Source organism: Bartonella sp. AD24XZML, from assembly GCF_042196485.1.
Lineage (GTDB): Bacteria > Pseudomonadota > Alphaproteobacteria > Rhizobiales > Rhizobiaceae > Bartonella.
Window position 1 is genome coordinate 168,778 of record NZ_JBHIQH010000052.1, and the last position, 20,803, is coordinate 189,580.

General features: G+C 38.4%; 26 protein-coding genes. 20 read left to right on the top strand and 6 right to left on the bottom strand.

Translation table 11 applies throughout. From position 1 onward, the window contains the following. Window positions 1-58: 58 nt before the first annotated feature. Window positions 59-1,003, bottom strand: coding sequence for a YopJ/AvrA family T3SS effector serine/threonine acetyltransferase (locus ACFIMX_RS05345; RefSeq protein ID WP_375640320.1), 945 nt, complete (start codon window positions 1,001-1,003; stop codon window positions 59-61). A gap of 1,451 nt (window positions 1,004-2,454) precedes the next feature. After that, entirely contained in the window at window positions 2,455-3,021 is a 567-nt protein-coding gene (locus ACFIMX_RS05350; RefSeq protein ID WP_375694136.1) for a hypothetical protein, read from the bottom strand. A 1,374-nt stretch (window positions 3,022-4,395) separates the two neighbouring features. On the opposite strand from ACFIMX_RS05350, the gene ACFIMX_RS05355 reads away from it, so the two are divergent. The 14 genes from ACFIMX_RS05355 (at window position 4,396) to ACFIMX_RS05420 (ending at window position 12,658) form a co-directional block, all read left to right on the top strand. Further along, window positions 4,396-4,620 carry a hypothetical protein gene (locus tag ACFIMX_RS05355; protein ID WP_375617925.1) on the top strand — a complete coding sequence of 75 codons (225 nt, stop codon included), beginning with the start codon at window positions 4,396-4,398 and terminating at the stop codon, window positions 4,618-4,620. 355 nt (window positions 4,621-4,975) lie between these two features. After that, window positions 4,976-5,479 (top strand): hypothetical protein, encoded by a 504-nt coding sequence (locus ACFIMX_RS05360; protein ID WP_375694137.1) that lies wholly within the window; start codon window positions 4,976-4,978, stop codon window positions 5,477-5,479. Between the two features lie 161 nt (window positions 5,480-5,640). Then, a complete protein-coding gene (locus tag ACFIMX_RS05365) occupies window positions 5,641-6,045 on the top strand; it encodes a hypothetical protein (protein WP_375694138.1) in 405 nt (134 codons plus the stop codon). Window positions 6,046-6,093: 48 nt separating this feature from the next. Continuing rightward, window positions 6,094-6,681: a hypothetical protein gene (locus ACFIMX_RS05370; protein ID WP_375694139.1), complete on the top strand. Its 588-nt coding sequence runs from the start codon at window positions 6,094-6,096 to the stop codon at window positions 6,679-6,681. Window positions 6,682-6,879: 198 nt separating this feature from the next. Next, window positions 6,880-7,212 (top strand): hypothetical protein, encoded by a 333-nt coding sequence (locus ACFIMX_RS05375; protein ID WP_375640315.1) that lies wholly within the window; start codon window positions 6,880-6,882, stop codon window positions 7,210-7,212. Between the two features lie 430 nt (window positions 7,213-7,642). Continuing rightward, on the top strand, window positions 7,643-7,885 hold the full coding sequence (locus ACFIMX_RS05380) for a hypothetical protein (protein ID WP_375694140.1): 243 nt from the start codon (window positions 7,643-7,645) through the stop codon (window positions 7,883-7,885). 327 nt (window positions 7,886-8,212) lie between these two features. After that, complete coding sequence (locus ACFIMX_RS05385) at window positions 8,213-8,365, top strand: hypothetical protein (protein WP_375640313.1); 153 nt, start codon at window positions 8,213-8,215, stop codon at window positions 8,363-8,365. A gap of 277 nt (window positions 8,366-8,642) precedes the next feature. Further along, window positions 8,643-8,999 (top strand): hypothetical protein, encoded by a 357-nt coding sequence (locus ACFIMX_RS05390; protein WP_375694141.1) that lies wholly within the window; start codon window positions 8,643-8,645, stop codon window positions 8,997-8,999. A 227-nt stretch (window positions 9,000-9,226) separates the two neighbouring features. Further along, window positions 9,227-9,391: a hypothetical protein gene (locus ACFIMX_RS05395; protein ID WP_375640310.1), complete on the top strand. Its 165-nt coding sequence runs from the start codon at window positions 9,227-9,229 to the stop codon at window positions 9,389-9,391. A 28-nt stretch (window positions 9,392-9,419) separates the two neighbouring features. After that, complete coding sequence (locus tag ACFIMX_RS05400; RefSeq protein WP_375694142.1) at window positions 9,420-9,593, top strand: hypothetical protein; 174 nt, start codon at window positions 9,420-9,422, stop codon at window positions 9,591-9,593. A gap of 28 nt (window positions 9,594-9,621) precedes the next feature. After that, a complete protein-coding gene (locus tag ACFIMX_RS05405; protein ID WP_375640401.1) occupies window positions 9,622-10,758 on the top strand; it encodes a DUF6990 domain-containing protein in 1,137 nt (378 codons plus the stop codon). An 88-nt stretch (window positions 10,759-10,846) separates the two neighbouring features. Continuing rightward, a complete protein-coding gene (locus ACFIMX_RS05410) occupies window positions 10,847-11,209 on the top strand; it encodes a hypothetical protein (RefSeq protein ID WP_375640308.1) in 363 nt (120 codons plus the stop codon). Window positions 11,210-12,233: 1,024 nt separating this feature from the next. Next, window positions 12,234-12,356 carry a hypothetical protein gene (locus tag ACFIMX_RS05415; protein ID WP_375640721.1) on the top strand — a complete coding sequence of 41 codons (123 nt, stop codon included), beginning with the start codon at window positions 12,234-12,236 and terminating at the stop codon, window positions 12,354-12,356. Between the two features lie 134 nt (window positions 12,357-12,490). Next, entirely contained in the window at window positions 12,491-12,658 is a 168-nt protein-coding gene (locus tag ACFIMX_RS05420; protein WP_375694143.1) for a hypothetical protein, read from the top strand. A gap of 269 nt (window positions 12,659-12,927) precedes the next feature. Here ACFIMX_RS05420 and ACFIMX_RS05425 read toward each other — a convergent pair whose 3' ends face one another. Then, window positions 12,928-13,443: a short-chain dehydrogenase gene (locus ACFIMX_RS05425; RefSeq protein WP_375640723.1), complete on the bottom strand. Its 516-nt coding sequence runs from the start codon at window positions 13,441-13,443 to the stop codon at window positions 12,928-12,930. A gap of 18 nt (window positions 13,444-13,461) precedes the next feature. Then, on the bottom strand, window positions 13,462-14,025 hold the full coding sequence (locus ACFIMX_RS05430; RefSeq protein ID WP_375640724.1) for an NADPH-dependent FMN reductase: 564 nt from the start codon (window positions 14,023-14,025) through the stop codon (window positions 13,462-13,464). Between the two features lie 983 nt (window positions 14,026-15,008). On the opposite strand from ACFIMX_RS05430, the gene ACFIMX_RS05435 reads away from it, so the two are divergent. The 6 genes from ACFIMX_RS05435 (at window position 15,009) to ACFIMX_RS05460 (ending at window position 17,892) form a co-directional block, all read left to right on the top strand. Then, the gene (locus tag ACFIMX_RS05435; RefSeq protein ID WP_375640726.1) at window positions 15,009-15,566 is read left to right on the top strand and encodes a hypothetical protein; all 558 of its coding nucleotides are present in this window, start codon (window positions 15,009-15,011) and stop codon (window positions 15,564-15,566) included. Window positions 15,567-15,992: 426 nt separating this feature from the next. Continuing rightward, a complete protein-coding gene (locus ACFIMX_RS05440) occupies window positions 15,993-16,400 on the top strand; it encodes a hypothetical protein (RefSeq protein ID WP_375694144.1) in 408 nt (135 codons plus the stop codon). Between the two features lie 24 nt (window positions 16,401-16,424). After that, window positions 16,425-16,583 (top strand): hypothetical protein, encoded by a 159-nt coding sequence (locus ACFIMX_RS05445; RefSeq protein WP_375640728.1) that lies wholly within the window; start codon window positions 16,425-16,427, stop codon window positions 16,581-16,583. Continuing rightward, a complete protein-coding gene (locus ACFIMX_RS05450; protein WP_375640729.1) occupies window positions 16,537-16,743 on the top strand; it encodes a hypothetical protein in 207 nt (68 codons plus the stop codon). The genes ACFIMX_RS05445 and ACFIMX_RS05450 overlap by 47 nt, the downstream gene beginning before the upstream one ends. Before the next feature lie 356 nt (window positions 16,744-17,099). After that, window positions 17,100-17,477: a hypothetical protein gene (locus tag ACFIMX_RS05455; RefSeq protein WP_375694145.1), complete on the top strand. Its 378-nt coding sequence runs from the start codon at window positions 17,100-17,102 to the stop codon at window positions 17,475-17,477. A gap of 10 nt (window positions 17,478-17,487) precedes the next feature. Further along, window positions 17,488-17,892 carry a hypothetical protein gene (locus tag ACFIMX_RS05460; RefSeq protein WP_375694146.1) on the top strand — a complete coding sequence of 135 codons (405 nt, stop codon included), beginning with the start codon at window positions 17,488-17,490 and terminating at the stop codon, window positions 17,890-17,892. A 1,407-nt stretch (window positions 17,893-19,299) separates the two neighbouring features. Here ACFIMX_RS05460 and ACFIMX_RS05465 read toward each other — a convergent pair. Together ACFIMX_RS05465 and ACFIMX_RS05470 are read right to left on the bottom strand one after the other, a co-directional pair. Further along, window positions 19,300-20,079 carry a hypothetical protein gene (locus ACFIMX_RS05465; protein ID WP_375617359.1) on the bottom strand — a complete coding sequence of 260 codons (780 nt, stop codon included), beginning with the start codon at window positions 20,077-20,079 and terminating at the stop codon, window positions 19,300-19,302. Window positions 20,080-20,178: 99 nt separating this feature from the next. Beyond that, window positions 20,179-20,803, bottom strand: a 625-nt coding sequence (locus ACFIMX_RS05470; protein ID WP_375694147.1) for a hypothetical protein, incomplete at its 5' end; no start/stop codon positions are given.

Here is a 20,803-nt window from a genome sequence, read left to right on the forward strand (position 1 = left end):
AAAGCTACAGAGCTTCATTCTTTGTGGATGTGGAATATGGCTCTGGCCAAAACGCTTATTACATCATTAGAGATTTGTATTCTGTGGCTCTTTTTCTGTGTTGTGAAACAGAAACAGTTTTTGTCTCTGTTGCTACCAGGCTTCTCTCAAATCTTTCGGTTAGGGTTTCGCCTTTTTTGTTTACTTTCTCCTGTGCTGCTTCTGGGTTGGCTGTTAAATACTCCCCAAGACGTCTTCTGCCTTGCACGTGTTTGTATAAACGAGCTGGAAGATATGGATCTAATTTTTCAGCAGGTAAAGGCGTGTCTGGTTCACATAACACACCCTTAATATTATCTTTGTGTAGTCTTTCTAATTTTTGAGCTTCAAGATAAAGCTTTTTGGCAAGGCTTAAGCTGAACATCCCACATTCAGAGGAGCTTCGTTGAATATCCATTTCTACCATGGCAAAATGAATATTCGGAAATTGGTGATGTTCAATGGATTGTCGCGTCCTTAATGCAAGTAATGCGGGAAGCGTGTCACGCAGTAAGGTCGGTTCAAAAAAGATCAAAGATGTTTTATTATCAATGGTTTGATGATCGACAACCGCAAAATGAATTCCCCTATCTTGTGCGTTAACGATCAGCCTAGAAGATTTTATGCCCTTTTCGAGCGTTTCTTTGAGTGCAAGGGCAAAGCCGTCAGGGGGGCTTGTAAGTTTGAGATTCATCTCTGGATATTTACGATTTGCTTGATCGACCAAAGCTGGCATCATGTAAAGATCTAAAATATCATAATAATTTTTGATCCAACTGCCATCGGCATTATGCTGTTCTAAACCAGCAACAATATCTTTTAACTCTGCACGGTTGAAAGGGGTGTTTTTTATTTTTTCAATGTTAAGCTGTTCTAAATGTGCAGTAAGAGTGTCTAATGATGCATTTGCATGCGCTCCTTCAGGTGCACTTGCTCCTTCTGGTGTTTGTGAGGAATGAGGTGGGGGAGAATCTTGTGGCTTCATAATCTTAGCCTCTATGTTGATGATCAATAAGTGATATTATCTTCTTCAATTCTGGCTAAACAATGTTTTGAAAAACAAGCCTTTGCATCTTGAAAGGTGAGGCGATGAGAGCATAATGATGCCGTTTTCATATTTTTATGCGTGTATTGCTCATCATTGCTGTGATGTATTATATTGGTATTTTATGGGGGGTTATTAGGGCGTTCTATTGGGAGCCCGTGAATACGGCTTGTTTTGAAAATCTCAAAATTATAGAGTTGTTGGTGATGCAAATTGGGTGATGCAAAAGAAAACAGTCAGAAAAAGACGAAAGATACCTTCAAACCGTAAAGTTTTAAACATTGTCGCGAGACACACTGTTTTATAACAGCCTATAATAATGCGAAAATTTTATGATGAAATCTGGACGCAGAAAACCCCTTACCGCATCTATCATTAAATACGATTTTTCATATTCTGTCAACCGCAAAACGATAATTTTTCCTCCTTTATCGCGGGAAAAAATCTACAGAAAAAAGCTCATTCATTGGCTATGTAGCAAAATATCTTGTTTTAATGGAAAAGTTTTTGATGTGGTAAAAAACATTTTCTCCTTTGAGAAAGGAGGGGACAAGATGAAGGGAAAATTGTGGTTTTGAAATCCGTGGTATTTTATTGATGAAATTGGGAAGGCGGTGGCTGGAAGGTGTTGCTGGGGCAAAGCTTTAGGTGTTGGCGATTTGTGAGGGTGATTGGGGCTGTGCTGGCTGTCGTATTAGTGGTGGTGTGATGGGGGTGGGATGATTGCTGGTATACGTTGTTGATGATGGAGGAGATTGTTGGTAGGGGCTTTTTCTTTCCTTTAAAGGATGATGCTTTTAATTGTGTCAAAAAAACGGGTTATTTTAATGATAAGCTATTGATTTATAGTGGATATTTTATCGTTATTTATCTTGAATGAGAAACCCAGATTATGCTGAAATAAAAGCCATAGCTCTTGTCCGTCATAAGATCAGAAGAGCCATATAGAATTGTACAAGAAAAGACGTAAAATGACGATAATGAATTATCTGAAGAGCTAAGGATGTCGCGATATTGGGGGAAGCGTATGATGAGGGTGATTTGTTACAATGGGGGGTAGAGGGGAGAATGTTGCTGTTTTAAAGAGGGGGCAATATTTATCCTGCCCATGCCGTGAATATGCCGTGAAATATTGTCCTTTGAGGCATGGATAAGTGAGGCATGGGTAGATATAAGGTTAAGTCTCTTTGACAGTTGAAGTATTTTTTTAAAGGGCGTGGTGGATATTTTTAAGCTTGTTAACCCATGAAATTTTATGAAAGGGCATGCTCAGTGGATCTCAAGTGTCACTTGCCAAAGGGGGGCTTTATAAAGGCGCTGGTTATAAAGAGGCATGTTATAAAGGAGGGGGAGAATCTTTATCCTGTGAGGGGGAGAAAATGATGGGTGTTTTAGCCAAGGCTCTTTTGGGTAGAACTGTCAAAATGTTTATAAAGGGCATCAAGAATAATACGCAACGAACCAACAAGATTAGGCAGCGGTTGATCTTCTATAACAAGATAGTGTAATGCCGCATGAAAGTTGTGTTGACGATGTAGATATTGTGCTTCTTTAATCGCTTCTTGCATATCTTCATAGTGTTCCGTTGCTCTTTGGACCCATTGCTTTTTTGCTTTCTCATCTGATGCGCTGTGCATAAAACCATCATAATAACCGTTTGGTAAACCTTTTGCACATAAATAGTCGTTTCTAATTTGCAAGTATTGTTGCGCCGTGTCATATTGCTCTTTACTGATGCCTGATGAAGCCTCTTTATAGCCAAGCAAACAAAGACGCCCAATATAGGTTCCGACAAGCGGATTTTTCGCTTCTTCGAAGCTTAAACCAAAGTGTTTTGCACGCATTTCAATCGCAGATTGAAGCGCAGATTCGCTGGAATTTTGGGCACGTGAAATACAGCTATTGGGCTCTCGCTTTCCTGTTATTCTCGATCTACCGCGTTTTTTACGTATTTTCATGAACTTAACCATTTGAATGAAAAAGAAACTGTCTGTTGATGGGGGACAGTGATGTAAAAAGCACTTGGCGCAAATATTGGGGGGAGCAAATACTTAAAAGGGAGCCAATACTTAAGAGGGGGAAAATACTTAAAAGGAGGAAAATACTGGGGGAGTGAGCAAATACTGGGAAATATCAGCCGTTGCAGATCAAAAAACAAACGATACTAAAGGCGTTTTAAATGCAAAGAAAAGCAACGGTGTGGGGCGAAAAAATCATTTTTAAGGTGGTTTCTTACCTTTTTTATCTTATCCCTATCAGTCTTATTTTCCTCCCCTGTCATGCTTATTTTTTTATTGCTAGCGGATTATTTGCTTTCTAAATATTTCTTAACTGTTCTTGAGAGATTGAAGGAAAATTTTTGTCAAATGTGAATGAAAAAATAACAATGGATTTCAAGGGCATGTCATCGTCTTTCTAATAGGAAGTTTTTTCTAATGGGATTATTTGTCTCTTTTTTCACGAGCGCTTTGTGGAAATTTTTCAATTCCACTTTTGAAAGGTCATTGTTTTCTTAAGTTGGGAGCTTGTTATTTGGGTTCTCTTATTTTTTGTTGTTGGGCGCTTTCTCAAGATATTTGATATACATCACGCTGTTAAGCACACTTTTATCCTTTATAAGAGATATGTTGTCTTCTATTGAGTAGCAGAGAGCGGCAAAAAGCAAACCTCCGCATTCTATTATAATAGCATAAGATGCCCTATATTTTCAAATAAAATATCATTTATCGGCTTAAAATAAACTGTGAATGATCTCGCTATTTTGTTTGGTATTTCCTTTGTAAGTATCCTTTATAGAGTATAAATTTTCCGTTTTAATGGATCTCATCATAAGACGAGGGGATGTCGTTTAAAGGACGGAATGCATTATCGAAAGAAGCTGTTTTTATAAGTGGAAAATGCCTTTATAAAAAGATGCTTTTATAAGAGATGCCTTGATGAATGTAGGGGCTGTATAAATGTGGGGGCTGTGAGATATTTCATCTTTAATGAAGAATTTTTAAAATGAAGCCTTTTTGATTAAGAAGCTTTCAAATGAGGATTAAGGTTGTTTGTCGCACGTTTTTCATACTGGATAATCGGTTGCTTGTTTGACTTTGTTTTGTGTTGCTTTTTAAAGAGCCATGTCTTAGGGCTTTCTTTTGCTCATTTCGTAAGGGTGCTTATGAAGGGTATAACGATAAAGTCCCCAATGAAATCCATATAAAGTTTGAATAATATAAAATCTATTGCACACTTCCATTTTTACGCTTGTGAAGAAGAAAGTCTATAGCATCACACATTTTGCCAGTCCTCTTGATCAAGACGTTTTACTCTATAGAGAAAGGGCAACAATGCTTTTAAAGAGCTTGGGGTGGAGAGGGGAAATTGAAAGAGAAGAGGGACATCTATTTATTTACCAGACCGTTATTTATTTACGAGACCGTGAAGGACAGTTTCTCTCTCTGGATGAAAAAGGTTTTGTGCAATTTAATTATGGAATTGTAGGAGGCGCTGGTATTCATGCGGCGGCGTGCCAAATAATTAATCCTTATCATTTTAGGGCTTTGCCAGATTGACAACGAGGCTTTAAGGCAAAGGGATTGAAATTTTTGAGGAAGAAGTAAGCCGTCCAGTGATTACGTTGTGCACTCGAGAAAGCTTGAGAAGAGGCAATGACTAAGGTTGATTTGGGACTGAGGTTGATCTTGGCCGCGTGCTTGGTTTTCAATAGAACACCCTTCCTTGGGAAAAGGGGTGTTTTGGCTTGTAAGCGCGCATGTATAAGCGCGTATAGGGCAATGAATAAAATATTTAGAAGGGAGATTATAGTGCTTGCATTACTCTGAGAAGGGTGCTAAGCGAATTTACCGCGCTGGTGGCGTGCTATCAAATATTGAAGAGTGGGAATTTTAGAAGTGGGGGAGTATCCGTATGATCGAAGATAAATCACAACAGCAATCTGCCCATAAGGGAGATAAGGCTTTTGTATCGCAGCCAGTGTTGGATCAATCGGCAACTTTCAAAAAATGGATGGCTCTCTCAACAGGCGATTATATCATCATTTGTTGTTTGGCTATCCTCTTGTTGGTGCTTTTTTCCGCGTCTGTCTATATGAGCCCTTTGGAATTTTTTCACATTATGTCCAAAGAACAGCTCCAAGCACTGGGAAAAATGAAACAAGAAGATTTTCAAGAAATGAGTCAGAGTTTTATACAGATTCCTGCGATCGAATTTCTTCGTAACTTCGGGTGGAATGGTGTTTGGGCTTTTTTATGTCTCTTACCGCAAATAATTTTTGGCGTCCTTTTCGTGTTGTTTCCGCTCTTTTCTATTTTTAACGCCATTTCTAAACGGGATGCGAAGGAAATGATGAAGCTGTGGGATACATTGCCAGAGCAGCAACAGCTAGACAACCAATCTCTCAACAAAATATGATAGGGGGAAAAGTGATCACTTCTATAATGCCTCTTTTAATAACTACATTATTGATCTCCTTAGGGATAGTTATCGTTATTTATTCTGCGTGGAGCATGATACTCTTTTCTACCGTGAAGATCATCTTATCCATTTATTATTCTTTGATAAAACGGACAATCTTGTTATTGGTGACGCAGCGAAAATTAAAAAAGGCTGCAGCGCAGAATTTGAGGCATAATCAGGCAGAGGGTAGGGGACAGAATACAGTTCTTGCAACACAGTTGCGTGCCTTTTCTTTTCAAGAATCTTTGCTTCTCTCAAAAAAGGACTATAAAATAATCTCTTGGATGGCTTTCATTGCAGTTGCGCTTTTTATATGGGCTACGCTTTTTTTGTCCTTTATTGCACGATATGCGACTGTTTCACACAATGATCCGTTGTTTTTTTTGTTATTGATTATTGCGCTGCCGTTTTTGTTTATTTTGGTATGTAGTGCCATCACTTTGCCTGTTATTTTAATTCTCCATAGTCTTCTTCATTATGGCGTGAAAAAAACAGTAAAGAAATTAGAAACATTTGCTTGAGAAGAGAATGAAAATGATGATTTCATATCAATGCGATAGGGGAAAAAAGTGATTATTGTTATAAAATTTTTGGCTTTTTTAGGGTTCACCATCATTGCCATTGTAATGTTTATGGTTATGATCCGGCTTCCTTACCGGTTGATCAAGCATATGAGGTTATCTTTTAAACTCGCTCAAGACTTGAAAAAAAGTACGACGCAACAAAAGCAAGCCATACAACAATTGCGCAATGATCTGGGAGAAATGAAAAGACACAATCTCGCACATAAGACCCTTGATGCGACAATGCGCTTTCTTAACTTCAAAGAATCTCTGCCTCTTTATTCAAAAGAATGTAAAATAATTCTTTTTATCCTTATTCTCTTTGCTGTTTTGCAATCTGCTTTCTCTATCGTACATTTGATATCGGGGAAGGATAGTATAGCTAGCTTTATAGTGCCGTCGCTTTCAAGAATTCGCATTATTTATAGCTTTATATGGTTAGGGATTCTTCTCTTTTTTCCGATCATTGGGATCATGTGCATAAAGTTAACGAGAAAATTGAACAAAATGCTTCAACAATTGGAAGAAGCGATACAACAACGTGATCAGGTAATCCGTATGCAGAATGTGGTAGGGAGACAAAATGACGAGTAGTCTTATAACATTAATAGCCATTTCTTTCCTGTTCTTTACGCTCTTAAGTGTTTTAATATGGGCGCCAATCGTTGTCATTTATTACCTGTTTATCAAGCGTGCGAGGCTGTATTGCCGCGTGAAAAAGGAACTGAAATGCGTACTGAATGAACGCGATATTGCCTTAAAACAGATCTCCCCAAAATAAAAAGCAGCAGAATGTTTGATAAAAAACAGCTTTCTCTTGTTTGGCAAGACTATAAAAAAATATTCTATCTTTCTACGGTCATGGTGACTGCTCCAATAGTTATAACTGTTGTCGTTAAGATATGGAGAGGGAGAGACTTTGTTTCTTTAGTCGTATTCGAGCCATTGGTATGGATGCTTGCCTGTGCTTTTTTATTCTTACCGATTGTTTTTATTATGCGTTTTATCGTGACCCGTCAGTTGAAGAAAATGATACGGCAATTAGAAGAAGAGGTTGAACAGAAAAAAGCTCCCGTCATATTATACGATGTGAGCGAGGGAAAAGCGAATGAGGGAAAAAAGTGAGCGAGGGGAAAAAGTAAAGAGAGGCTTTTGTTGCCATTAAGTATATTGCTTTTAACTTGTTCATTAAGGAGCATGGGGGACACTTCTCGTTTTATGCTTTTTTTATATTGGTGTCGTGTTTTTGAGAAAAATTGAGGCCTCTTGCTTGAGTGGGGCTTTTGCTTGAGTGGGATTTTTGCGAGCTTTTAAGGGGGATAAGTGAAGAGGGGCTGCTCTTGGGTTTCACTTGCTGTTTCTGTTTTCTTAAAGAGAGAAAATCTTGTAACTTATTTTCTTTTTATCAAGCATAAAAATGTGTCTTACCAAGCGATATGGAGAGCGAAAAATCTATACTTAAAGCAAAAGATATTCTGGTGTTTGGGGAAGAAAAGCCCATTTTCTTGCAGGTGGAGGCAAGGCGCATAGAGAAGGTGAGCCAAAAGCACACGTTTTGATCAAGATGTTTTATTCCATGGAAAGTGTAACAGTGCTTTTAAAGAGCTTGGGGTGGAGGGGAAAATTGAAAGAAAAGAGGGACCATCTATTTATTTACGAGACCGCTAAGGACAGTTTCTCATCTCTGGATGAAAAAGGTTTTGTGCAATTTGGTTATGGAATTGTGAGAGGTGCTGGTATCCATGCGGCGGCTTGCCAAATGATTAATCCTTATCATTTTGGGGCTTTGCCAGATTGACAACGAGGCTTTGAGGCAAAGGGGTGGATTTTAAGGCAAAGAGATTGGAAATTTTTTGAGGAAAAGATAAGCGTAGGGCGTTTACGTCGTGTGCTTGAGGAAGCTTTAGATAAGGGCGATGAATGAGGTTGATCTGGGACTGAGGTTGATCTTGGCCGCGTGCTTGGGGCTTTCAAGATGGGGGCACCACCTTGGGAAAAGGAAATTATTCTATCTCTCAAGTGCCCTCTTCTTTGCTGCACTACCTTGGGGCTTTGGTATTGAGGGCTGATATTAACATTTGGCAGCTTTCTCATAAAAGCTTTATGGAAGGTGAAAGTTTGGGCTTTGAAAAAAATATCGAAAAAATCAATTTGGGCCGGTTTTGTTGATGATTCTAATCGTCATAAAGACAAAGCAACTTCGTTACGATTTTCTTGCACTCGTTTGCTTCTTCTTTGGAAAGCAGCTTATCTTCCTGAAAATAAAAAGAGCACTTAGAATTTTAGAGTCAGAGACCCAAATTTGTGCAATAGAAGAAGATATTTTTATGAAAATTTGATCGACGAGAAAAGAGAAGCCTTAAGATAATAGGGGGTACACTGTGAGTGATGAAAACATGATGTTTGAAGGTGATGAAAAAAAGCACCCCTGATATTGTCTTTATAAAAGATGAGGGATACAAACGCTTGATATTGATGAACCCTCATCCATTGTGAGGACGAAAGCTTCGGTTCATGAAAATGGCTTAAAAATTGAGACAAATGAGGGGTAAAAAATGAGGGGCAATGGAAAAAATGCATCATTGGATGAAGAACCACGGTCTTTTTCGCTGGAAGAAGCGTTTTTGACAAGCAAAAATTATAAAGTCATCTTTTGCATTGCTTTCATTGTGTCAGCTTTTATAATGGCATTCTTTATGTTTTTTAAGTGGGATTTGACAGGGTGGTGGAATTATATCCTGTTCATTTTAACATTAATATTGGTTTTTATATCAGCGCTTCTTTTTGTACTCATTCCTGTTGCCTTTGTGGTCCGCATCATTTTTACGCGTTTGTTGAAAAAAAAGATTGAGCAGTTGGATCAAGCAATTTGGCAGCGAAGAAAAAACACTTATCAACAAAACCGCGCGTGAAGGGCGGGGAAAATGAATACTGGTCTTTTTATATTTTTATGCGTTGTAGGAGACCTTCTATTCGTGCGATGTTTGAAGGTGATGGAAAAAAATGCACCGCTGATATTGTCTTTATAAAAGATGAGGGATACAAGCGCTTGATATTGATTGAACCCTCATCCATTGTGAGGACGAAAGCTTCAATTTATGAAAATGGCTTAGAAATTGAAACAAATGAGGGATAAAAAATGAGGGGCAATGGAAAAAATGTATCATTGGATGAAGAACCACGGTCTTTTTCGCTGGAAGAAGCGTTTCTGACACGCAAAAATTATAAAGTCATCTTTTGTATTGCTTTCATTGTGGCAGCTTTAAGAATGGCTCTTCGCTTCGTACCCATGTTGCTTGGGTAGGAAGTTGGCGGAGTGGGAAGGGGATGTCGTGGCAGCTCTCTCGTTAATTATGGAGCTTATATCATGGTTTATTTTTTTGTTCATCCCTGTTGCCTTTGTGGTTCGTATCATTTTCACGGTTCTGTTGAAAGAAAAGATCGATATGTTGGAGCAAGCAATCTGGAAGCGGAGAAAAACCGCTTCTCAACAAAACAGCGCATGAAGGGGCGGAGAAAATGATAGATATTAAAATGATGGATATTATTGTTGTACTCTCGTGGGGTGTGGGCTTGACGCTTTTCACGCTGCTTTCTGCCGTGGTCGTGATGTTTATTTGGGCATTGTATTACTCTACTTTCAAGCGGGTGAGACTGTATTGCCAAGTGACAAAAGAATTAAGTCGCGTGCTTGAACAACCTGTCGCTTTTGAGCCGTCTAGTGGAGCAACGCCGATGATTAAGCCGTTATCTGAGGAAAAAGAGTTTTCTCTTTCTGATGAGGAAATCTTAACGATGGAAAGTGCAACGGCGCTTTTAAAGAGTTTGGGGTGGAAGGTGGAAATTGAAGGAAAAGGAGATCATTTGGCCACCTATTATTTACCAGATCGTGAAGTGCAGTTTCTTTATAATGCTGAGAAGGGGTATCCGCGATTTGATTGTGCAATTGCGGTGGTTTCTGGTATCCATGCGGCGGCTTGCCAAACGATAGACCCTTATAATTCTGGAGGCTTGATTGCTCTTGAATTGAGTTTTGATGTGAAGGGGGTGGAAATTTTTGAAGAAAAGGTAAGCGTTGGATGTTTACGTCGTGCACTCGAGAAAACTTTAGAAAAGGCAATGACTGAGGTTGATCTTGGCAAGATGCTTCACTCTCAATATAGAATCCTGCCTTGGGAAAACAAAACTGTGGTCCCTCGGTTGGCTTCTTATTCCCTGCGTTATCTTGCGGCTCTGGCTTTGATGGGCGATGTTGAAACTTTACACTCTTATCACAAAAGCTTTATGGAAGGTGAGAAGCTGGGCTTTGAAACAAGCATCGAAGAAGAGCATCTGGAACGCGCGATGGTGATTGCTCAGGCGGTAGAAAAGACAAAGCAACCCAGTTACGATTTGCTTCAACAGGCGGCAAAGGATTTTTCCATGGAGGTAGAAAGCTATGAATGTTTTAGAGCTACAGATCCCAATTTGTGCAATAGAAGAAGAGATTCTTATGAAAATTTGATCGAGGAAAAAAGACAAGAATTAAGGCAACAGGGATATTTTGTTTATGAAAAGGACGCGATTTGTGAGGTTGATGGAAAAAACTATCGTCCCGATATTCTTTACATAAAGGATGGGGAGTTAGAATATATGGATGTAGAAATTAGGATTGATGAAAAAAATTATTGAGAAAAATAAAGAGTTTAGATAAATTAAAAAGAGCTTAAACCTGAAAATAATGCGTAAAAAGCGCGAAGCGTAAAAGCAGAGGGGAACAATGCAGGAGAAAAAAGCAACATTTGAAGTGTCTTTCTTTTCATTTAGAAAATTTATAGTGTCTTCAGTGGAAATGCGTAAAGGGGTGGGACGGTGTAAAATAATAGGGCACCGCTTTTTCATCATGTTTTATACATGCCTTATCATGATGGCTTTAGAAGTTCCTGCGGGTGCAAAATCTCTGGTACAGCCGTTGCAATGGACAAGATGGGAAGGAATTGGTTCTCTTATTTTTCTCTTACCAGTGTTGATATGGTTTTGTCTTCTCACACCCCTTCCTATTTTGTGGGGGATTTATCGTTTTAAAGAGCGCAGATTGAAAAAACTAAAAGAAAAAACAAAGCAGCAAGAGATTAATCAATGAGGTTATACGCATGAGGGGTGAGATCGCGTTTTTTATTTTGTTTCTGCCGGTTGGATATTTTCTTCTAAATGCAGTTACAGTTTTTGCCATTTTTGTGAATATGATTATTGTGGCGCCTTATTATTCTTTAATCAAGCGTTTGAGGCTCTATTACAGAGTGAAAAAACAAAGACGTTTGATGAAAAAACATCCACAGCGTTTTTGTTTCTTTGAAAAAAGCGGAAAAGAAAAAGAGAGAGTGCCGAAAAACTTAGCACTAGAAACACAGATAAGTTCTCATTCGTTAAAAAAATGGCTCGCTTTTTCACGCAAAGATTATATCCTCCACGCATGCCTCTCTTTCATCATTATGTTTTTCAAAGCTTATGTCTATGTGAGTTTCTCTAAAAGGATAGCTGCTGAGATAGAGGAGAGCAGATTTGAATATATTATCATTCTCTTGTTTTTCTGTTTTTTTTATCGGTATGTATTTTTGCAACGATCCCTGTTGTTGTGATCCTTCGTGAAATTTTAACCCATCGATTGAAAAAGAAGATTCAGCAGTTGGATGAAGTGACTGAAGCAACCCAATCAATCAATTTATAAAAGGAAGGGGATAAAATGCATTACGAAATAGCGGCATTTTGGACGGTGATTTTGATCATTCTGCTGGGGGGTGTTTTTGATTTTTTCTTAACAATACCCATTGTGGCACTGTATATTTCTTTTATCAAGCGTTTGATCTCGTATTACAAGGTTACCAAACAATTAAACGCAGCGCTGAAAAAGCGCATGTAGTGCTCGTGTCATGGGGGAGGCATAAGTTTTAGATCATGCCATTGCTTCACGGCTTGGGAGCGGGGCATCGATTGTTTTTCTCATTTTACGCTGATCTCTGGGGGAAAAGGGTTGATGGCAATGAATAGGTTGATGATAGGCTTCAATGGGGCGGTTTATCGGCAGTTTGCTTGTTTTCTGTGAATTTTCAAAATCGTAAAAACGTGAAACTGTAAAACGGTGTGTGGTTGCTCAAGAGCTGTGACGGTTGTGGGGCGGTTGGGGAGAAGAGGGTGCCAATGGAGGCGTAAAAGTTGGATTGGGCAATGCGTCAAAATTGGAATGTGGGAATGGAGGGCGTTGGGGGAAAAGGGTTGATGGCAATGAATAGGCTGGTGATAGGCTTTAATGGGGCTGTTGATCGGAAGTTTTGTTGTTTTCTGTGAATTTGCAAAATCGTAAAAACGTGAAACTGTAATAGGGTGTGTGTGGTTGGTCAGGGGCTGTGATGGTTGTGGGGCGGATATGGGGAGAAGAGGTGCCAATGGAGGCGTGAAGGTTGGATTGTGCAATGCGTCAAAATTGGAATGTGGGGGAATGGAGGGCGTTGGGGGAAAAGGGTTGATGGTAATGAATAGGCTGATGATAGGCTTTAATGGGGCTGTTTATCGGCAGTTTGCTTGTTTTCTGTGAATTTGCAAAATCGTAAAAACGTGAAACTGTAATAGGGTATGTGGTTGCTTAAGGGCTGTGATGGTTGTAGGGAGGGGATAAGCCCGTGTGAGGAGGAAAAAAGTTTGGTTCTGAAGCTGTTGATATAAGGATGCTGTTTAGAGACGTAAAGGAGGGGAACTGTTCGTTCACAAAGCCCATGATGTAGAGAGTATGAGTTATTCAAGAGGGTGTTTGGGTATGGATAGAGATTGAAGGGGCTCGGCTTCTTTGCATGGCAAGAGGTATTATCATAAGTTTTGTTTATTCATATGGTTTTTTATGGCATCCAGTACCTGTTGGCTTATCTCCTGATGGGTCTGCCATCGTAAACCTTTTGGGGTTGTTTTTTGTCCTAATTGAATGGGGATAAAATCAACCTTGTTTTTGCGCGCGCACTCGAGGATCAAATGATCATGCGTGTTGGAACCAAGAATATGAAGAATACATGGTGGTTTAGGCAAAAGAGCCAACTGCTCAATTAATGCGCAAGAAAATGCATGGGCAGGTGAATGAATCCATAATATGCAATATTTTAGATCATGCCATTGCTTAATAGCGTCTAAAAATTGTGCCCTTGATGCTGCACAATCATAATCCAATGGCACACACATATGCTGTTTTTGCAATGCCTCAAGCTGGACTTTATGGGAAAGAAAGCGTGCAGCAAGAATCACTTCTTTTGGCTCTAGTGATTGACACAAAGGGGCAAGCATCCCTGTGCCCCCTACCACTAAATAATGATAGTGCGCATCCTTTTTTTTCATGATCCCTCCCTCTTTGCTTTAAATCTCACCTCTTTGCTTTAAAAATAAGCACATTTCATCAGCAAGCCTTTCACAACGGGTTTGTATCTCTTCACTTATAACTTTCCAAGTACGACCTTCATCATCTGAGGAAAAATCTTCGTTGGAAGAGGCGATTTGACATTGGAGTGCATAACCATAAAGTGTGCGCACTACCGGCAATAAATGCTCACACGGTTGTGCGCATTTTTTAGTGGTACTTCCATGAGAGATAAGCCCAACAGGTTTATTTAAAAAGGCATTATAGCCCAAATTATCAAGAGCATTTTTTAAAACACCTGAATAAGACCCTTGATAAACGGGGCTTGCTAGAATAACGCCATCAGCCGCCACAATGGTTTTTACAAACTGACGAACCGCAGCACTTGGATTAGCCTCTACCTGCTTATGATAATCTGGATCTGTCATCGGCAAGGGCTGTTCACGCAAATCAACCCACTGAAGTGATGCGCCCCGCTTCATGAGGCAATTCGCTAAATAACTGGCTAAAGTTCTTGTGAATGAAGGTTGACGCACAGACCCCAAAATAATTGCTATATTCAATAGGATTCTCCTTTGTCTTTTCCAGACAAGCCTATAACGCAAGGCTTATAAAGAATTGTGAGTAAAATGGCGCGTACCATTATGCTGTCCATAAAGAGCAGTTGTGATGATACCGCATAGTTATAGAATCAATCCATGCTAACAAGATTGTTGACAAAACAACACTTCAAACTTGAAGAGAATGTTAGTGCTTTCATTAATATTAAAACGCTTGATCTCAAAAGTAGCTTCTGTTTCACTGTTTCAGAAGCGCTTTTATGAATATATTCTAAGCTATTGGTTTGCAAGAACTCTAATGAAAAATGGAATGTATCGTCATATTTTGATTTATAATGATCATTGAGCCTTTTTAATTGAAATAAGAAAGTTGTAAGATTTTCTCATTTCAAATGTTCTTATTGCGCGATCATTTGCAAATCAATGGAAGTTCCTTTTTTTATGTCTTAAGTGGGCGGAAAACAATTGAGAAAAGAATAAAAATGCTTCTGTCTTTTCAAGGGATAAAGGTTATCCTAGAGGTGGGGTATGCCTGTTTTTGGGGCAGGGGTGGGTTTGTTGTAGGAGCCTTAGGGTAATTTGGGGGTGTCCCTCGTAGGGGGAACGAGTATGGCTTGTCGCAAGGGGAGGGTAAGGCTATCGTAGAGGCAAGCAGGGGGAGCCATGGCGCCGGATTACACTTTTTATTGAAACAATAGGGGTGATAGATTTTATAGTAAGGGGGATATATTCATGAGGGCGCTATTGTTATCCTTTCATGGGGGCTGTTCATGAAATGGGGGTGATGCGCGGTGGTTTGCAAGTGTTGAGAGATGTTTCTTTAAAACAAGCACGTGAATTGGCAAAACTATTGGCAACATAAATATACAATACGAGTGTTCTCTGGGGTATTCTGTTTGACGACAATGGATGCAATTGTGCTTGAGAGATTATGCGTGTCCTTATAAAAGTTAGGGACAAACAAGTTGCATAAAAAGGAAGAGCAAATGAAGGGGAAAAATTCCACATTTTATAACAAACGGTGCTCTCTTGTTTTTGGAAAATCATTTTGTTCTTATAAAGATCATATGATTATTTGTCTTATTTCTATCCTTATTGGGATAGGTTATAAAGCTCTTTTGATCCCATTAGAATCCAAGTGGCCGTTGAGTGTATCACAGGATAGCACTCTTTTGGCGCTTTTTGTGCTGCGTGAAGTCATCATGGTGTGTGTTGTTGCCTTGATGCCTGTTTTATTGGTGCTTTATCTCATCTTAACGTATTTGTTGAAAAAAAAGATTCAGCAGTTGGATGAGGCTATCCAGCAACGGGGGCACACAACCGATCAACAAAATAATCCAGTAAAAAACAATAGAGAAAGAATAAGCAGTTTTTTTATCGTATACTTTTGGTTGATATTTCTGCTAAACGTCTTTTTTCCTGCGGGTGTTGTCATGCTCATTTTAGAATTTTATTATTTTGTTTTCAAGCGCGTGAGAACGTATTGTAGAGTGAAACGGGTATTAAAACGCATAAGAAAAGAGAGTGACAAGGCGCTTGTGTAGCTATCGTGAGGGATAAGAGGTAATATTTGGAAGCTCGTGACACATGAAGAGGGGATGGTTGGAAAATCAACAGGCAAAGAGGTTAGCCTATTTTCGTTTGTAATGAGGAAGATGTTCTTAATCATTTGGAAGAGCAACCACGCTTTTAGAAAATCAGGGCTGTTTGTTGAAAATAAGGGAAGCGCGATGCATTGTACTTTTCGTGGTTCTTAAAAGAGCGGGCATGAGATAAAGAAATGCATTTTTCATAAAAAAAAGGAAGAGCAATGAAGGGGAAAAATTCAGCATTTTGTAATGGACTGTGCTCTTTTTTTGGGAAAGAGTATTTTTCTGTGCAAGAGCATGTTGTCATTTATTTCCTCTCACTCATTATTGAGTTGTGCAACAGGATTTTTTTTCCTTCCATCCTTGGGTAGCCAAGAGAACTTGACAGGGTGGCAGGATACACCTCTTTTTCTCTCTCTGTGTGCGTTTTGGCAAGTTATTACAGTGTGTGTTTGGGTCTTGTTTCCAGTTCTGTACATACTCTTCATAACATTGTGGCTTTTGTTGAGAAAAAATACTCAAAAATTGAAAGAAATAGATCAGCAACGGGGTAAAATAACCGATCAAAAGGATCGGTATAAAAAAGGCGATAGAGAAAAAAGGGGTGATATTCTTGTCATGATATTTGTTCTCGTGCTTATGTGTGTGACACTGTGGTTTGCTGCTATTCCCGTGGGGATTTTACAACTTTATTATGGTGTCTTTAAGCAGGTGAAAATGTATTGCTGTTTAAGAAAAGAACTGAAAAACGTCTTGCAAGAACAGGATATAGCGTTTGAGAAGTCATGAGAGGGGAAAAATAATGAAGAAATTATGAGAGATTCAGCCTTTATAGGGATTGCTCTCTATACCATTTTGCCTTTGATATGTTTTGGTGTTTTTTATGGGGTGTCCGTAAACATTGCTCTAAATGGTGGTGTTGAGGATGGCATTGAGTGGAAGAAAAGCCGATTATGGATTAGTATTGATTAAAGGGAATAAGAGCCCGTGGGGTTTAGAGCCTAGAGTGAGTGCTTGGGACTTACTTTATCGTTTGAGACGTGAGGAAGGAACGGTTTTGCTTGTAGGGGCGCGCGGTATATGGGTTGTTTTCGTATTTTTAGGAGCCTTGTTCATTCAAGCTTTGAAATGAATCCTATTGAAGTGGGGTTGCAGGGTCATTTTCTTGAAAATAGGAGAATTTTTAGGAAGAAAAAGCTGAATTGTGACTATTGTTTATAGATTGGCGTGGTTTGAAAATCTTCACTATTTGAGATGTGAGGAAGGTAAGAGGGGGGCAAGGTAGCAAGAATATTATAATTTTTATTATTATGACGTAAGCCATAACGGCCTGTGTACTTTATCTTTATTCCGGTGGTATTTGGGTTTTGCATCATCATAATGCGTAAATTGGAAAAAAAGATCCAGAAACGAGAAGAGGCAATCTCTGTGTGAGAGCAAATAAGCTCTCTGTCACACGGGTCTTTTTAAAGAGTGAGAGGGGAATACATGAAGGAGCAAAATTGGACATCAGAGCAAGAAACGCATAAAGGAGCGCATTCTTTTTCGCTCCAGCAAGTGTTGCTCTCAGCAAAGGATTATAAAATTATCTTTGCTATTGCGGTTCTCATTGTCATCTGGAGAATGGTTCTAGAAATACCAGGTGTATTAAATTGGCAGCTGACAGGGTGGCAATATGTTGTGCATGCCGTTCTCTTTAAAACGACGGTCGCCATAACGGTCTGTGTCATTATTTTTATTCCGGTTATGTTACGGCTTCGCACCAAAGTGACGGGTGAGTTGTACAAAAATATTCAGAAACTAGAAGAAGCAATCTCTGTAGGAGAGCACATAAGCTCTCTGTCGCACGGGCTTTGTAAAGACTGAGAGGGGAAAAATGAACAGTGATCCTATAGCCGTATTTCTATTAGATCCCGAGTTCTGGGTATTTATTGTTATTTGCATGATCATTATCATGCTTGTTTTAGCTCTTTATACCTCTGTCTTTAAACGGATGAAAATGAATTTCCAAGTGAAAGGCGCGTTGGAACGCGTGCTTAAAGAAAATGATCTTGCAATGCAGCAGTTTTGGAAAGATGAAGCCGTGCTGCAGAAGAGGCGTTTGCAACTAAAGGAAAAAGAACCCTTTGTCGGTTATTCAAGATATAATACTAAAAAACACAATAAAGTCAATATGTTGTTTGCAATTATTTTATATGAATCCACTCAAGAATCCATCTTTTTATGCATGATTCATTTGACCATTTTTTATATAAGATTGCCATGGATGAATAGACTGTAAAAAGCAAATCATGATGCAAATATTATAANGATGAATAGACTGTAAAAAGCAAATCATGATGCAAATATTATAACGCATGTAAACGTTCAAATGAAATGAAAAGCAGATATCATTCATAACAGTTCATAAATTTTATGGTACGTTTTTATCACAGCACAAATCACATTATTTAAAAATTTAGTCGTTTGAAAATATCGATAACATAAATTGTATAGGTTTAAAAAATGGTATGAGTTTTGCTCTTTTTTGAGCTAAACCTTCAAAGGAATAATCGTTTGAAACGGTCATAAGCTTATAGGTTTAGTTTATAAAGATTGCATAAAAGGATTTAAAGACAAGATCGATTTTATAACCACGGTATTTTTTACCGCGGTAGGAAATAAAGGTCATGAAATTCAAAACGCTATATCTCATGAAATGAAAAGCCTTTTAATGAATAGATTGCAGGCTAGTCTTTAAGAACGGAACTATTCGCTTCCACAAAAAAATGGAGGCAAATAATGCCATGGCAGTAGAATAACTATCTACTTTAGATTTGGTACTAAAAACGTTTTAAAAGTTATAGTTTAAAAATACGAAACCAAAAGAGCTCTTTCCAAATTTGGGGGCAGCTATTAAGACAAAGATAAGCAAACAAACTTCAAAACCATTGTAACATCATAAGGTATGGGGTTTCTCACTTTTTATTAAAAGCAACAATGTTTAAAGAATGCTCTATTCTAAGATAACACCCCCAAAATGGACCGGCTAATATTTAAAGAAATTAGGTTTTAATGAAAAGTACAAATACGCTTATGAAAGCTCTTTAAATGCACGTTTAAACGTTTGAAACATAAAATGAGATCTTTATAAGAAACGTTAAAACTCTTTTTATTACAGTTATAACTTAGTTATCATTTGCTCTTAAGAACGTTTCATTTATGAGAAAACTAAGATTTAGCTTTCACAGCAGAAAAAATTTAAAAACCTTACATTTTATAAAAGCGTTTGTTTATTTATCTTATGAAAAGCTGCTTTTAAAAACCAATGCTTGCAAGCTAAAAAGAACGTTTTTTGCAGATATTTATTGAATATGCATTTGCTTTTGATTGAATTATTAAAGCTACCGAGCGTTTTGATACGTTTGAGAGCAACAAAAAGCGTTTATAGGTTTTCTCATTCAAATGAGTGAGTAAAAATCAAACGCATCATTTACATTCCTTTTGATAAGTTTTCATAAAGATAATAGAGCGCTTGCAATATGATACGTTTTGTATATATGCATTCATTACTCCATTGTGGATGATTATTTTTTATCATTATAATCGTTATTTGAAAGCCGCGTCATATCACTTGGCACGGCTTTCTTTTATGAATGCTATCTTTTATGATGGAGTTATCCTATTAAAAGCCCCCCCACGCCGTTCTTTATTCTGTTTTATCAGTTATATTGACAACATTATCCCTTTCATACACCTCACAATTTTTTGGAACCAACCTTACTTTGCTTTTTTTATTGATTTTTGCATTGCCATAAACACGCCCCCAGATCGTTGCACAATATGAGATTTTAGCATTGCCATAAACAGAGCCATAAATCTCACAAGAGCCACTCACACAAGCATTTCCATAAACCTTGCCATAAATTTTAGCACGACCATTAATAACAGCATAATTATAAACTTTTGCATGGCTATAAATGCAAGCTGAGCCACAAACCTTGGCATGACCATAGACGCGTGCATAACTAAAAACCGTAGCATCATAAGAAACATGCGCATGGTCATAAATATGAGCATCAGCAAGAATGCGGGCACTACCATTCACATGAGCATACCCATAAACATTGCCATAAACATGAGCATTGCCATAGACAAAAGCATGGTCATAAACTTTAGCATATTGAGAGATAAAAGCTTTTCCATAGACCTCAGCATTGCCATAAACTTGACCACAGACTTGCGAATAATGCCGTATTTTTGCATCATCATACACCCTTGCATGACCATAGACACAAGCCTCATCATAGACCCAGCAATTACCATCATGGGATAGGTTAACTTCCTTTTCAATAAAGCCGCCTAAGGACCCCGCCTTTATATCATCAAAATCTTTTAAAGCTTTAATGCGATAAAGGCTTATAATATTTCGAGTAAGAGCATGTTTGATTTTTTTGATTTCACTGGTTAATTCATATTTTTTGCACATAGAGATACCCTCACAATCTAATGTGATAAACGTTTGATAAAATTTGAAATGGAAAAATTGGGTTTGAAAGCAGGCGCCCCCGCCGCGCCCGCGCATTATTTACGCAGCGTCTTTTATGGTTTGATCACAAATTTTGATATGACCATTCAATTTTTTGGTATCTATATATGAATTGCCAAAAACACTCACTTGATCACAAATGTATGTATAGCCTGTAATTTTTGCATTTTCATAAATACAAGCATCATCACCAACCACAGCAAAAAACCAAACTTGAGCATTGTCATAAATTCTTGCATTGCCATAAGCTTGCGCATAGCCAGTCAATAAAGCGTTATCATAGATTTTAGCATGACCTTTTATAACAGCCCTGTCAGATACCTCAGCATGATTCAAAACGCAGGCATGATCGTAAACATAAGTTATTCCAAAAACCAAGGCATGATCAGCAACCCTTGCATTGTCATAAATTTTTGCACAATCAAAAACTTTAGCATTGCCTTCAATTTTTGCATTATGGAAAACACTAGCGTAATCACAGACTGTAGCGTGATCAGAAACATGAGCATTATTATAAACACAAGCCTCATCATAGACCCAGCAATTACCATCATGTGATAAGTTACTTTCCTTTTCAATAAAACCGCCGAGGTCGCCCGCCTTTACATCAGCAAAATCTCTAATGGCTTTAATACGGTGTAAAGTATGACCAGCCACGCAACGT